This is a genomic window from Mesorhizobium sp. WSM4846 (genome assembly GCF_055811415.1).
In genome coordinates, this window is record NZ_JBVVPZ010000013.1 from 100279 (window position 1) to 113177 (window position 12899).

Genomic DNA, 12899 nt, shown 5'->3' on the forward strand with positions numbered 1-12899 from the left:
TTTGCGCATGATCCTTCCGAAAATCGAAATCGATTTTCGGGGTCATGCGCAGGGAGAAAAAAATGATGCCATCGGCGCGCTTTGCCGACCTTGAGGGCGCTTCGGTGCTGATTACCGGCGGCGGCTCCGGCATCGGCGCGGCGCTGACCGAGGGTTTTGCCCGCCAGGGGGCAAAGGTCGCCTTCATCGACATCGCCGACGACCCGAGCCTGGCGCTGGCCGACCGCATCGAAAAGGATCTCGGCCGCCGCCCCCTCTATCTCAAGACCGACATACGCGACGTCGAGGCGATGCGGGCTTCGGCCGCCAGGGCGGCAGAGGCGCATGGCGACGTCACCGTGCTGGTCAACAATGCGGCACTTGACGATCGCCACGCGGTGGAAGACGTCACCGTGGAGTTCTGGGACAACAACCAGGCGGTCAACCTGCGCCCGCATTTCTTCTCCGCACAGGCGGTGGCGCCGGGCATGAAGCGCGCCGGCGGCGGCTCGATCATCAACTTCACGTCGACGTCGTTCCTGATCAATCACCCCGACATGCCGGCCTATACCGCTGCCAAGGCCGGGATCGTCGGCCTGACCAAGGGGCTTGCCGGCAAGCTCGGCGCCGACGGCATTCGCGTCAATGCGATCGCACCCGGCTGGGTGATCACCGAGCGGCAGAAGCAGCTCTGGGTCACCGAACAGGCGCTCGCCGCCCACGTGGCCAAGCAATGCATCAAGCAGGTGATGCAGCCGGAAGACGTCGTCGGCACGGTGCTGTTCCTGGCGTCGGACGCTTCGCGCATGCTGACCGCGCAGATGCTGATCGTCGACGGGGGCTTCCTGTGAACTCAGCGAGCAACGTGCCTTCTGTGGCCGCCGTCGATTGGGGCACCACCCGTCTCAGGGTCTGGCTGGTCGATGAGGCCGGAAATGTCCTCGCCGAGCGTCGCGGCGACGACGGGCTGATCACCGCGCAGGCGGCCGGGTTTTCGACCATCCTCGAAGGACATCTGGCGGCGATGGGCGCGCCGGAAGCGATGCCCGTGATCATCTGCGGCATGGCCGGCTCGCGCCAGGGCTGGCTGGAGGCGCCCTATGTCAGCGTGCCGGCGCCGATCGGCGCCATCCTTGCCGGCGCTGCGCGCGTCCCCGGCCAGCGCCGCGACATCCGCATCGTGCCGGGCCTTGCCCAGCGCCAGGCCGACGCGCCTGACGTCATGCGCGGCGAGGAAACGCAGCTTGCCGGCGCCGGTTTGCCGGCAACAAGCCGCCATCTCGTCTGCATGCCCGGCACCCACTCCAAATGGGTGCTGGTCGAGGACGGCGCCGTTGCCGGTTTTGGCACCTGGCCGACCGGCGAGCTGTTTTCGGTGCTGGCGGCGCATTCGATCCTGCGCCATTCGCTGGGCGAGCAGCCCAAGCCGGTTGCACCAGGCAATCCGTTTTTCCAGCGCTGGTGCGAGATCGCGCTGGCCGAGGGCGGCGATGTCACATCGAGGCTGTTCTCGATCCGCGCTGCGGGCCTATTGCAGGACCTGAAACCCGACGATGCCGCTGCCTGCCTGTCCGGCCTGCTGATCGGCGGCGAGATCGCCTCGGCCAGCCGCCGCTATCGAAAAGGCGCGGCGTCGATCGTGCTGGTCGCATCCGGCGCGCTCGGCACCCTCTACACTGAGGCGCTCGGTCTTGCCGGGCTTGCGGTGAGAGCCGTCGATGCCGACGAGGCGGTGCGTGCCGGCCTCATCGAGGCGGCGCGCAAAAATGGCATGATTGCTGGAAGCGGAGTTGCCGCATGATCGAGACCGCATCGTTTCCGAAGCTCGAGCGCGGGCTTGTCGCCATCCTGCGCGGCCTCAAGCCGGACGAGGCGGTGGCCGTCGGCCGGGCGATCTTCGAGGCCGGCATCGAAGCGATCGAAGTGCCGCTCAATTCGCCGGATCCGTTTGTCTCCATCGCGAGAATTGTTGAGGCGCTGCCGGCGACGGCATTGGTCGGCGGGGGGACTGTGTTGACCGCAGCCGATGTCGACGGACTCAACAAGGCCGGCGGGCGGCTGCTGGTCAGCCCCAACATCGATGCGGAGGTCATGGGTCGCGCCATGAATTACGGCATGGTGACGATGCCGGGCGTATTCACGCCGACCGAAGCCTTCCAAGCCATCGGGCTCGGCGCCTCGGCGCTGAAATTCTTCCCGGCCAGCGTGCTCGGCGCGGCCGGGATCGCGGCGATGCGCGCCGTTTTGCCGGCTGAGACGCTGGTCGGCGCGGTCGGCGGCGTGTCGGAGAAGGACTTTGCCGGCTACAAGGCGGCCGGTGTCAGCGTCTTCGGCCTCGGCTCCAGCCTGTTCAAGCCTGGTATGAGCGTCGACGAGGTGGCAACGCGGGCGCAGGCCGCAGTCGCGGCCTGGGACGCAGCGTTTGGAGCAGCGCCATGAGCGAAGCCATCGTTTCGGTTTTTTCCGACCATGTCTGTCAACTCGGTGAAGGCCCGAGCTATGACCCCGCCACCGAAACGCTCTACTGGTTCGACATCGTCAACGGCCAGCTTCTGGAAAAGCCCCTGTCCGGCGGTGCCGTCAAAATCCACGAGCTTGGCCAAATGGCCAGCGCGATCGCCGTCGTCGACGACAAAAGACAGTTGATCGCCACCGAAACCGGCCTGCATGTCCGCGACGTGGCGACCGGCAAAATGACGCTGCATACGGCCATCGAGGCCGACAATCCGGCGACCCGCTCGAACGATTCGCGCGTCCATCCCTGCGGCGCCTTTTGGGTCGGCACTATGGGCAAGGGCGAGGCAAAGGCCGCTGGCTCGATCTACTGGTTCTTCAGGGGTGAATTGCGCCGGCTCTATTCAGACATCACGGTGTCGAACTCGATCTGTTTTTCCGAAGATGGAACCGTTGCCCATTACACCGATACCAGCACCGGCCTGTTGATGCGCGCTGGCTGCGATCCGGCGACCGGCCTGCCGGCTGGCGAGCCAAAAATCTTCGTCGATCACCGCAAGGCCAAGGGCTATATCGACGGTTCGGTGCTCGATCGCGACGGTGTCCTGTGGAACGCCTGCTGGGGCGGCAGCGTCGTTGAAGCCTACGGGCCTGACGGCAAGCTCATCCGTTCGGTCGCGATGCCGGTGACGCAGCCGTCCTGCCCGGCCTTTGTCGGCAGGAATGCCGACCGGCTGGCGGTCACCTCCGCCTGGTCGGGCAAGGATAAGAAACAGCGCCTGCTGGACCCGCAAGCCGGCATGACGTTTCTGCTCGACATTCCGGTCAACGGCCGCTTCGAGCCGCGCGTGCTGATTGCCTAGGCTGACGTCGATTTCGCGAAAGCCTGATACATCCGCCATGCGATGGTAGCAGTCGCGCGTGCCAGGCCCCGTTCATCGCCAGGAATCGTTGATGCCATGTCAAGCCGCAGGCCGAAGCTGATCCTAGTCTACGAGCCGGAAAACGCCTGCTTCGAGCGGCTGGTTGCCGATGGCCACGTGCCGGCGCACGCAGCCGAAATCGCCTCCTATCTGGCGCAATCGACCGACATCGCCCCCGAGTTCGACGCGCTGGCCGCAGCCTGCCAGACGCGCGGCCTGTCCTTCGCGCCGGTGACGCTCGACGATGCCGCAAACGTGCTAGCCGGTGAGGATCCGAAGACGACGCTGGTGTGGACGCTGACCGACGGTATCGCCTATTTCCGCGGCGGTGCGGCGCCGGCGCTGGCAAGGCTGAACGGCCTGAAGCTGCTCGGCGCCGATGATGCGCTGTTTGCACTCTGCCAGGACAAATTCCGCTCCGGCGCCGTGCTCGGCGCACTCGGCCTGCCGGTGCCGCAATCCGGTTTGGCCCGCGACGGCCGCTGGCTGGCCGAGCCACCGGCTTCGCCAGCCGGCTGGTTCGTCAAGCCGAACCGGCTCGGCGCCAAGATCGGCATCTGGCCGGATTCGCGCAGCGGAGATCTCGGCCACGCGCTTGAGCTTAGCCGGCGCGTCTTCGCTGCCTATCGCGACGATGTCGTCGTGCAGCCCTATGTCGCCGGGCGCAATGCGCGCGCGAGTTTTCTCGGCCTGAAACCGGACACCGGCGTCGAGGCGCTCGGCATCGTCTTTGTCGATTCGGGAAGTGATTTCCAGACAATGGAAGACAGCCTGGCGCTCTACGGCGACACCGGCGAGGCCGCCAGGGCGGCGGGAACATATGCCGAGCCGGTGCTGCTGCCGGTTGCCGCCAGCCAGCCGCGAGCCGATGCAAGGATCCGAGGGATCGCGCAAAGCCTGATCGCCGGGCTTGGCTTGCGGGATGTGTTTTCCGTCGATTTCCGGGTCGAAGCCGACGATAGCATCCATCTCATCGAGTTCGAGGTCTGCCCGGGCCTGCCCTGCTTCGATTTCCGCGCCTATTGCCGCACGCAATGGGAAATGGGCCTCGCCGATGCGATGGCCGCGACCGCCGCGAGCCGTTTTTTGGCCTCGCCCACGAAATGAGCAGCGCCCGCGTACGCAGCCGCGCCGACGGGCCAGGACCGTGCCTCGACAAACGGCTTGCGTTCCGACATTTCACTTAATGGAGTGTTAAGTGAAGGAGGCGCTCGGTGAAAGTCGACCCTGCGACATCCCCGGAGGTAGCCGCGCTGGCGACGACGGAAGCCGGCAAGGCCAAGCATGTCGGCGGCCGGATCAAGGCCATTCGCATGGCCCGACGCATTTCGCTTCGCCAGCTGGCCGACATGGTCGGCACGACGGCGAGCTTCATCAGCCAGCTCGAGCGCAATCTGAGCGGCGCCAGCGCCAGCACTCTGATGCGGATCTCGGCAGCGTTGGATCTCGGCATCAACGAATTGTTCGAGCAGACCGAAGGTGGGTTCCACAAGGTGCTTACCAGAGCCGACCGGCCCCTGCTGCCGATCAGCCACGGTTGCCGAAAGACGCTGCTGTCGCGGCGGCCGATCCATGAATTCGAGGTTTATTCGGGGGAGTTCGACGTCGGCGGCTCGACCGGCGACCACGCTTACACGCATGGCGGCAAGCACGAGATGTTCGTCGTCCTGAAGGGCACAGTCGAGCTGACGCTGGCAGACGAGCGCTTCGTCATGAACGAGGGCGACAGCATCGAGTACGCCACCTCGACGCCGCATCGTACAGAGAATATCGGCAAGACGCCGGCGCAGGTGCTCTGGATCATCGCCCCTCCGACCAGTGGCGCGGCGGAACTCAATCGATACACGCCCGGACAAGGCTCGCAGCCGGGCGGACCGAAGTAATGCGGGTGCACATAAATGGGAGATAAAACATGAAGACCAAGATCGGACAGGTGGCCGCTCTCGGGCTGCTGATGATCACCACAGCAGCGCTTGCGCAGAGCAAGCCGGTGGCGGGCGAGGTGGCAGAGGGCTCGCTGAAGGGCAAGACGCTTACCTTCGTCTCGTATGGAGGCATTTATCAGGATGGTCAGATCGCCGCGCTGAAAGAGTTCGTCGACAAATCAGGCGTGACGCTGCTCAGCGACGGGCCAACCGAGATCTCGAAATTGCAGGCGCAGGTCGAGTCCGGCAATGTCACCTGGGACGTTGTCGATACCGGCGATTTCCCACCCTATGTCTATTGCGGCAAGCTGTTCCAGAAGTTGGACTTCTCAAAGATCGATACGTCCAACATTCCGGAGGGCCAGACCAGCGAATGCAGCGTGCCGGCCATGAACTATGGCGTGGTGCTGATGTACAACACCGAAAAGTACAAGGATAGCCCGCCCAAGAGCTGGAAGGATTTCTTCGACATCGAGAAATTCCCGGGCTCGCGCGCCCTGGAGGGCAGCGGCGATCTGTCCGGCGGCATGATCGAGCAGGCACTGCTCGCCGCCGGCGGGTCGGTCGAAAACATGACGGTGGCCGATATCGACAAGGCTATCGAGAAGGTGAAATCGCTTGGCCCGGACACGATCTTCTGGAAGACCGGCGCCGATTCCCAGCAGCTCGCCGAATCCGGCGAAGCCGACATGATCGCGATGTGGACCGGACGTGCCATGACCGCGGTGAAGAACGGCGCGAAGTACACGCCGGCGTGGCAGGACTGGCTGGTGGTGATGGATCAGATGACCATTCCGATGGGCGTCAAGGACCCCGACGCGGCGCATGCGCTGAGCAACGCTTATCTCGGCAAGAGCGCGCAGGAGACGCTTGCAAAAACCACCTCGTATACCCCGATCCACAAGGACGCGAAGCCCGAAGTGGACGAGATCACCGCGGCGTTCATGACCAACACGCCGGACAAGCTGAAGCTTGGCTATCAGCAGAACATCAAGTTCTGGGTGGAGAACTTCGAGGTGGCGAACGAAAAGTGGAATGGGTTGATGGCCGGCAATTAGGCCCGCCGCCGTGGCAACGAGAGCAATCGACAGCCGGGACACTGTTCCGGCTGTCGCGGCAGACGACCGGCGGCGCTGGTTTCGTGGACAGGCTTTCTGGCTCGTCGCGCCGGCGCTGCTGCTGCTCGTCATCTGCCTGGGCCTGCCGCTCGCCATCGTCACCTTGCGCAGCTTTTCCGAGCCGCAATGGGGATGGCAGAACTATGCCTGGTTCTTCGGCACACCGGTCAATCTGACCGTGCTTCAGCGGACCTTCGCGATCTCCGCCTGGGTGACGCTGGTATGTCTCATTGCCGGCTATCCCTATGCCTATGTGATGACTGCAGTCGGACCCAGGATGCGGCTCATCCTCATCCTATGCGTGCTGGTGCCGTTCTGGGTGAGCGGCGTCGTGCGCACTCTGGCATGGGTCATCCTGCTGCAGGATTCCGGCGTGATCAACTCCGTCATCAGGGCAGTCGGCCTCAGCCCGGTCAAGCTGATCCGCACGCAGACAGGCGTGGTGATCGGCATGGCGCAGGTGCTGTTGCCGTTCATGATCCTGCCGCTCTATTCGGTGATGAAGACGATCGACCTGCGGCTCATGCAGGCGGCACGGAGCCTCGGCGCGAGCCCGGCGCGCGCCTTTGCCCAAGTCTATCTGCCGCTCTCGCTTCCGGGCGTCTACGCGGGCGCCATCATTGTCTTCATTCTTGCACTCGGGTTCTACATCACCCCGGCGCTGCTCGGTGGTCCGCGGTCGACCATGCTCTCGACCCTGATCCAGAACCAGGTGCTCAGCCTGCTCAACTGGGGCCGCGGCGGTGCGATGGGTGTGGTGCTGTTGATCGCCACCTTCGTCCTGCTCGCGCTCGCAGCACCGCTGTCGCGTCAACCGCACAAGATGGGCTCGAGACGCTGATGAAACAGCCCGGTCGAATCCTGCTCGGTCTGTACTGCCTGCTGGTCGCGGTCTGGCTGGTCGCACCGACAATCGTCGTCGTGCCGATGTCGTTCAACGACAAGAAGTCGCTGGCCTTTCCGCCATCCGGCTTTTCCTGGCAGTGGTACCAGAACTTTTTCACCAACCCTGAATGGTCGGCGAGCCTGGTCGGCTCGCTCAAGGTCGCCGTCGTCACGGCGCTGTTCGCCACCGTCATCGGCACGCTGGCGGCATTCGGCCTCGATCGCATGAAAAGTCGCGTCAGCGGCGTGCTGCGCGCGCTGCTGATCACGCCAATGGTCGTGCCGGGGGTGGTGCTCGCCGTCGGAATCTACGCGGTCTATCTCGATACGCGGTTGGTCGGCACCATGACCGGCTTCGTGCTGGCCCACACGATGCTCGCCGTTCCTTTCGTCATCATCGCCGTCTCCGCCAGCCTGGAAGTCTTCGACAAACGGCTGGAGACTGCTGCGGCCAGCCTCGGCGCGACCCGGCTGACGGCGTTCAGGACGGTGACCTTGCCGCTGATCGCGCCGGGCATCCTGTCGGGGCTGCTGTTTGCGTTCGTGACCTCATTCGACGAGATCATCGTCGCGCTGTTCATCACCAGCCCGTATCTGAAGACACTGCCGGTCCAGATATTCTCGAGCATTACCCGGGACGCCGACCCCACCGTTGCGGCAGTGGGCACGCTGCTCTTCATCGTGACGTCGCTAGTGATCGGGGCGGGGCTGCTGATCGGTTCGAGACAGGGAAAACGTTGACATGGCCTCACCATCGACCCGCGGCGCAGCCATAGATCTCAAATCCGTCAGCAAGCACTATGGCGCTCGACGATACTGCGTGGTGCAGCCTCCACCTCCGGCAACGAGACCGCCATCGACGTAGCCGGACGGAAAGTGGCCGCCGCCAAACGCCTTGCCGACGGCGCCAAGCCGGTGATGCTGCTGCGGCCGGAGAAGCTGAGCCTCGCCAGGCGGGGAAAGGGCGGACAAGATCGAAACACCCTGCCCGGGCGCATCGGCGAGGCCATCTATCTCGGATCTGGCTCCAAATACGAGGTCGTGCTGGCCGACACCTCGAAGGCGATCGTGCGCTCGACGCTGGAGGCCGAAACCTTCGCCATCGGCGACGAGGTCGACCTCGTATTCGCGGGCAACGACGTGAAGCTGCTGGCCGACGACGAGAATGCCGATTTCACGCTGACCTAAATCCTGTCTGGGAAAAATCGCGACAATGGACGTGAAGAAGAACGGCGACGTTTCATTCTGGTATGCCGATATCGGCGGCGTGCCCGGCTATCGGCCGCCGCTGCAGGGCGATATCGTGGCCGACGTCTGTATCGTCGGGGCCGGCTACACCGGCCTTTGGACCGCCTATTATCTGAAGCAGGCAGCCCCGCATCTCAATATTGTCGTCATCGAGAAGGAGTTCGCCGGCTTCGGTGCTTCGGGGCGCAATGGCGGCTGGCTGTCCGGCGGCTTCTCATGGTCGCGCGAAAAATATGAGGAGGCAACCTCGCGCGCTGGAGTCATCGCCATGCAGGCGGCAATGACGGGCACAGTGAACGAGGTCATATCGGTTGCGGAAGCTGAAGGCATCGACGCCGACATTCGTCGCACCGACGAACTGCTGGTCGCAACCAACGAGGCGCAGGAGCAGCGCGCCAAGGCGATGTATGCCCATGCCAGATCCTGGGCGCTGACCGACGAGCGCGTCGGGTATATCGATGCAGCCGAGATGCGTCGGCGCATAGCGGTACACAACGCCCGCGGCGCCTTCGTCATCAAGAAGGTTGCGCGGATTCAGCCCGCAAAGCTGGTGCAGGGGCTCGCCAGGGCAGTGGAGCGGCTCGGCATCCCGATCTACGAACAGACGACCGTGCTGTCGATCGAGAGCGGCAAGGTCGCAACCAACCGGGGCGTGGTGCGGGCCGAAAAGATCGTGCGGGCGACCGAGGGTTTTACCGCGGGAATCGCCGGCCACGAAAGACTGTGGTTGGCGCTCAACAGCGCCATCGTGGTCACCGAGCCGCTTTCCGACAAGCTGTGGAGCGAAATCGGCTGGGATGGCTACGAGGTGCTCGGCGACGCCGCGCACACTTACTGCTACGCCCAGCGCACCCGGGAAGGACGCATTGCCATGGGCGGGCGCGGGGTGCCCTATCGGTTCGGCTCGAAGACCGACGTTCGAGGCGTCACCCAGCAGGCGACGATCGACAAGCTGCATAAAATCCTGACGACGCTTCTGCCGCGGACCAAGGGGCTCAAGCTCGACCATGCGTGGTGTGGAACGCTGGGCGTGCCGCGCGACTGGTGCACGACGGTGGGCTTTGACAGGCAGACCGGAATAGGCTGGGCCGGCGGTTATGTCGGCCTCGGCGTTTCCACCTCGAACCTCTCGGGGCGCACTCTGCGCGATCTGCTGCTGGGCAACGACACCGAGTTGACGCGGCTTCCCTGGGTCAATCGAACCGTGCGCAAGTGGGAGCCAGAGCCGCTGCGCTGGCTTGGCGTCCATTCGATGTATCAGCTCTATCGAATTGCCGACGAGCGGGAAGCAAAGGGGCTGCCGCGCACGTCGCGGCTGGCCGCCCTGGCCGATCACATCACCGGGCACTGAACCGCATCACTTCAGGAATTTAGCAATGATCGACTTCAAGACCTTCGCCCACCTGGCGCATATCGACCTCGGTGAGCCCCAGCCGAAGCCCACCTCGCTGGAAGGCGATCAGATGGAAGCAGCCAACACGCTTTGGACTTCCGAGGATGGCAAGATCGAAGTCGGCGTCTGGGAATGTTCGCAAGGCCGGTTCACCGCGCGCCGTGACTCGAATTCCGAGATTTGCCACATCGTGTCCGGCCGCGTGACGCTGCACGGTCCTGGTGGCGCAGCCAAAGATGTCGGACCCGGCGAATTGCTCGTCCTGCCGCTTGGCTGGGAGGGCGAATGGACCATCCATGAGAAAACGCGCAAGCTTTACATCCTGCATTCGATCTGAACGCCGCGGGCACGTTCGCGACGGTACGGCAGTGGCCGCTGAACTAAACTAGACCCCTTCGACCAGCACGATCTCGCCGTCGGCCACCTTCTGCCGGATCGCGACGGCGCGCTGGTATTCGGGCGAGCGATAGCAATCGTGCGCCGCAGCCAATGACGGAAACTCGATGATCACGTTGCGGTCGCGGCCCGGCCCTTCTGCTTTTTCATGCGCACCGCCTCGTGCCAGGAAAACCGCGCCGAAACGATCAAAAGCCGGTTTGGCGGCTGTGACATAGTCCTTGTAACCTTCCGCATCGCGCACATCGACGCGGGCGATCCAGTATCCCTTCGGCATGCTTGTTCTCCGAATTGTTAGGCCGAGCGCATTTCGTCAAGAATTGCTTCCGCGACCGCTCGCCTGTCGGCGGCGCTGACGATCGGCCGGCCGACGACGAGATGGCTGGAGCCGTTGCGGATCGCCTGCGCCGGCGTGACGACGCGTTTCTGGTCGCCATGGTCGCTGCCCTTGGGCCGTATTCCCGGCGTGACGACGGCCATGTTGGGGCCGACGATCCGGCGCACCGCTTCCGCTTCCTCGGCCGAGCAGACGATGCCGCCCATGCCGGCATGCAGCGCCTGCTCGGAGCGCCTCAGCACCAGCGTATGCGGGTCATGCTCATAGCCGGCGTCGATCACGTCCTGCTCGTCCATCGAGGTCAGCACGGTGACGCCAAGCAGGCAGAGATCGCTGCCCCTGGCGGCCTCGACCGCTGCCTTCATCGTCTTCGGATAGGCGTGCAGCGTCAGCATGGTCATGCCCATCATGGCAATGGCCCCGACGCCCTTGGCCACCGTGTTGTCGATGTCGAGCAGCTTCATGTCGAGGAAGATCCTGGTGCCGCCGCTGGCGAGCTCGCGGGCCAAGTCGAGGCCGCCGGCGAAGGCGAGCTGATAGCCGATCTTGTAGAAGGAGACGACCCCGTCGAGCTCGCGCACCACCGTCTCGGCGTCCTTCAGCGTCGGCACGTCGAGGCCGACGATCAGTCTGTCTTGCATGGTGCTGGCGCGCTCCTGGATCACGCCTCGATCCGCGTCGACAGCAGGCGCGAGGTTTCGATCAGCGTGCGGCATAGGTGCTCCATCGATCTGTGCAGTCGCTCGTCCCTGAAATTCCCGTCCTCGTCGAAGGCGTTGCCGCCCTCCGGGACAGAGCACTCCGGCGTCACCACCTCCATCTGGCAGCGCACCAGCACGGCGCGCAGATGGTTGATGCAGCGTACCCCGGCGAAATGTCCTTTGGAAGACGAACAAAGGCCGGCGGGCTTGCCGGTGAACGGCCTGAACGACCGCCCGTCATCCGTGCGCACCCGGCTCACCCAATCGATGGTATTCTTGAGCAGCGGCGGGATCGAGCCGTTATATTCGGGCGTCGCGATCAGCAGCCCGTCATGGGCCGCGACTTGCCGGGCAAGCTTGATGGCGTTCTCGGGAATGCCTTTCTCCTTTTCCAGGTCCTCGTCGAGGATCGGCAGCGGATAGTCGGCAAGCGAGATGCGGGTCACCTCGGCACCATGAAGGGCGAGTTCCTTCTGCGCCACATCGGCGGTCCTGCCGCTGTAGGCGCCAGAGCGAATCGAACCGGCGAAGACGAGAATTTTCGCGATCACTGCCATCGGGCCCCCTTGTTCCCGGACAGGTACAGCCAGGGATCTGTCAAATCAACGCACCGGCGAAAAATCGAAAAGGGATCTTGGGGGCACATGAGTGAAGGGTGTGTTGAGATTCAGGTCAGGCCGAGCCGAAAATGGTTGGTTCCGAGAACCGGAGCGGAGCGTACTTGAAGTACGTGAGCACCGGAAGCGCAGGAAGCTGCCATTTGCAGGCCGGTCTCACCTGAATATCGGCACACCCTAATGCGCCCCGCGCCGGTAGATCCAAAGCTGCGTAGGCGGGATGTTGCGGATGACGAAATGGAAATGCTCGACCGTGTAGTCGCCGCGGCCGGGCGGGATCGGCGACAGCGGGCCGTAGGTCAGTTGCACGACCGGGCGGCCCGTCGGGATGCGGTCGAGAAGGCTTTCGACGTAGGCGACGCGCTGTTCGACCGGGAAATTGAGCAATGGCACGCCGGAGATGACCGAATCGAAGGTCAGGCCGCTCTTGTCGCCGAGCGTCGCATCGAGATTGAAGGCATCGCCCTCGATGACGTTGACGCCGGGATAGAGCTGGCGCAGATGGCGCACGAAATCGGGGGAGTATTCGACTGCGTAGAGATTTTCAGGCTTTACGCCGTGGGCGAGGATGGCTCGGGTGATGACACCGGTGCCGGGCCCGACTTCGAGCACCGGCAGGCCCGACATCGAGTTGACGACGGAGGCCATCTTGCGGGCCGTGATGGAACTGGTCGGCACGATCGAACCGACCGCCTTCGGCTTGTCGATCCAGCCCTTGAAGAACTTCAGTTCGTCGTCGAACTTCTCTGCCAGCGTCTTTCGCAGTCCGGGACCATGTGCCATGCAAGTTCTCCTGAACGGTCCCCCGAGTGGCTACTTAGCAGCTACGGGCTTCAAGGCAAGGCGGTCGCCGGTATAAGGTGTTGATGACGCTAGGGGAGCTTCCGCTCGGCTGTATCCTACACCCGATCGGCGAGAGGCGC

At 64.0% G+C, this 12899-nt stretch carries 16 protein-coding genes; 12 read left to right on the forward strand and 4 right to left on the reverse strand.

The window, feature by feature from the left end; translation table 11 throughout:
• The first annotated feature begins 62 nt into the window (after nt 1–62).
• From AC0L15_RS13940 to AC0L15_RS13995, 12 genes are all read left to right on the forward strand, one after another.
• Nucleotides 63–830, forward strand: a complete 768-nt coding sequence (locus tag AC0L15_RS13940; RefSeq protein WP_287246926.1) for an SDR family NAD(P)-dependent oxidoreductase — start codon at nt 63–65, stop codon at nt 828–830.
• Entirely contained in the window at nt 827–1780 is a 954-nt protein-coding gene (locus AC0L15_RS13945; protein WP_287068083.1) for a 2-dehydro-3-deoxygalactonokinase, read from the forward strand. The genes AC0L15_RS13940 and AC0L15_RS13945 overlap by 4 nt, the downstream gene beginning before the upstream one ends.
• Complete coding sequence (locus AC0L15_RS13950) at nt 1777–2418, forward strand: 2-dehydro-3-deoxy-6-phosphogalactonate aldolase (protein WP_287246925.1); 642 nt, start codon at nt 1777–1779, stop codon at nt 2416–2418. Before AC0L15_RS13945 ends, AC0L15_RS13950 begins: the two co-directional genes overlap by 4 nt.
• Nucleotides 2415–3296: an SMP-30/gluconolactonase/LRE family protein gene (locus AC0L15_RS13955; protein WP_473496493.1), complete on the forward strand. Its 882-nt coding sequence runs from the start codon at nt 2415–2417 to the stop codon at nt 3294–3296. The genes AC0L15_RS13950 and AC0L15_RS13955 overlap by 4 nt, the downstream gene beginning before the upstream one ends.
• Nucleotides 3297–3392: 96 nt before the next feature.
• Nucleotides 3393–4463, forward strand: a complete 1071-nt coding sequence (locus tag AC0L15_RS13960; protein WP_287246923.1) for a D-alanine--D-alanine ligase family protein — start codon at nt 3393–3395, stop codon at nt 4461–4463.
• Between the two features lie 107 nt (nt 4464–4570).
• Nucleotides 4571–5239 (forward strand): helix-turn-helix domain-containing protein, encoded by a 669-nt coding sequence (locus AC0L15_RS13965; protein WP_287246922.1) that lies wholly within the window; start codon nt 4571–4573, stop codon nt 5237–5239.
• A 29-nt stretch (nt 5240–5268) separates the two neighbouring features.
• Nucleotides 5269–6339, forward strand: coding sequence for an extracellular solute-binding protein (locus AC0L15_RS13970; RefSeq protein WP_287246921.1), 1071 nt, complete (start codon nt 5269–5271; stop codon nt 6337–6339).
• Between the two features lie 10 nt (nt 6340–6349).
• Nucleotides 6350–7240, forward strand: a complete 891-nt coding sequence (locus AC0L15_RS13975; protein ID WP_128169330.1) for an ABC transporter permease — start codon at nt 6350–6352, stop codon at nt 7238–7240.
• Nucleotides 7240–8025, forward strand: a complete 786-nt coding sequence (locus AC0L15_RS13980; RefSeq protein ID WP_027154694.1) for an ABC transporter permease — start codon at nt 7240–7242, stop codon at nt 8023–8025. The genes AC0L15_RS13975 and AC0L15_RS13980 overlap by 1 nt, the downstream gene beginning before the upstream one ends.
• A 135-nt stretch (nt 8026–8160) precedes the next feature.
• Nucleotides 8161–8472 (forward strand): TOBE domain-containing protein, encoded by a 312-nt coding sequence (locus AC0L15_RS13985; protein ID WP_287246920.1) that lies wholly within the window; start codon nt 8161–8163, stop codon nt 8470–8472.
• Nucleotides 8473–8497: 25 nt separating this feature from the next.
• Entirely contained in the window at nt 8498–9883 is a 1386-nt protein-coding gene (locus AC0L15_RS13990) for an NAD(P)/FAD-dependent oxidoreductase (RefSeq protein ID WP_287246919.1), read from the forward strand.
• 25 nt (nt 9884–9908) lie between these two features.
• Nucleotides 9909–10262 (forward strand): cupin domain-containing protein, encoded by a 354-nt coding sequence (locus AC0L15_RS13995; protein ID WP_287246918.1) that lies wholly within the window; start codon nt 9909–9911, stop codon nt 10260–10262.
• 48 nt (nt 10263–10310) lie between these two features.
• Here AC0L15_RS13995 and AC0L15_RS14000 read toward each other — a convergent pair whose 3' ends face one another.
• The 4 genes from AC0L15_RS14000 to pmtA form a co-directional block, all read right to left on the reverse strand.
• The gene (locus tag AC0L15_RS14000; RefSeq protein WP_023801451.1) at nt 10311–10598 is read right to left on the reverse strand and encodes a DUF1330 domain-containing protein; all 288 of its coding nucleotides are present in this window, start codon (nt 10596–10598) and stop codon (nt 10311–10313) included.
• Between the two features lie 17 nt (nt 10599–10615).
• On the reverse strand, nt 10616–11299 hold the full coding sequence (gene pyrF / locus AC0L15_RS14005; protein ID WP_287246917.1) for an orotidine-5'-phosphate decarboxylase: 684 nt from the start codon (nt 11297–11299) through the stop codon (nt 10616–10618).
• Nucleotides 11300–11319: 20 nt separating this feature from the next.
• Nucleotides 11320–11916: an NADPH-dependent FMN reductase gene (locus AC0L15_RS14010; protein ID WP_287246916.1), complete on the reverse strand. Its 597-nt coding sequence runs from the start codon at nt 11914–11916 to the stop codon at nt 11320–11322.
• A gap of 237 nt (nt 11917–12153) precedes the next feature.
• The gene (gene pmtA / locus AC0L15_RS14015; RefSeq protein WP_128174786.1) at nt 12154–12759 is read right to left on the reverse strand and encodes a phospholipid N-methyltransferase PmtA; all 606 of its coding nucleotides are present in this window, start codon (nt 12757–12759) and stop codon (nt 12154–12156) included.
• Nucleotides 12760–12899: the final 140 nt, after the last annotated feature.

Excerpts from the sequence above, each read along its gene's own strand:
- AC0L15_RS13990 (WP_287246919.1), top strand. The coding sequence starts at position 8,498 with ATGGACGTGAAGAAGAACGGCGACGTTTCATTCTGGTATGCCGATATC.
- AC0L15_RS13980 (WP_027154694.1), top strand. The coding sequence starts at position 7,240 with ATGAAACAGCCCGGTCGAATCCTGCTCGGTCTGTACTGCCTGCTGGTC.
- AC0L15_RS13960 (WP_287246923.1), top strand. The coding sequence starts at position 3,393 with ATGTCAAGCCGCAGGCCGAAGCTGATCCTAGTCTACGAGCCGGAAAAC.
- AC0L15_RS13995 (WP_287246918.1), top strand. The coding sequence starts at position 9,909 with ATGATCGACTTCAAGACCTTCGCCCACCTGGCGCATATCGACCTCGGT.
- AC0L15_RS13950 (WP_287246925.1), top strand. The coding sequence starts at position 1,777 with ATGATCGAGACCGCATCGTTTCCGAAGCTCGAGCGCGGGCTTGTCGCC.
- pmtA (WP_128174786.1), bottom strand. The coding sequence starts at position 12,759 with ATGGCACATGGTCCCGGACTGCGAAAGACGCTGGCAGAGAAGTTCGAC.
- AC0L15_RS13970 (WP_287246921.1), top strand. The coding sequence starts at position 5,269 with ATGAAGACCAAGATCGGACAGGTGGCCGCTCTCGGGCTGCTGATGATC.
- AC0L15_RS14000 (WP_023801451.1), bottom strand. The coding sequence starts at position 10,598 with ATGCCGAAGGGATACTGGATCGCCCGCGTCGATGTGCGCGATGCGGAA.
- AC0L15_RS14010 (WP_287246916.1), bottom strand. The coding sequence starts at position 11,916 with ATGGCAGTGATCGCGAAAATTCTCGTCTTCGCCGGTTCGATTCGCTCT.
- pyrF (WP_287246917.1), bottom strand. The coding sequence starts at position 11,299 with ATGCAAGACAGACTGATCGTCGGCCTCGACGTGCCGACGCTGAAGGAC.
- AC0L15_RS13955 (WP_473496493.1), top strand. The coding sequence starts at position 2,415 with ATGAGCGAAGCCATCGTTTCGGTTTTTTCCGACCATGTCTGTCAACTC.
- AC0L15_RS13940 (WP_287246926.1), top strand. The coding sequence starts at position 63 with ATGATGCCATCGGCGCGCTTTGCCGACCTTGAGGGCGCTTCGGTGCTG.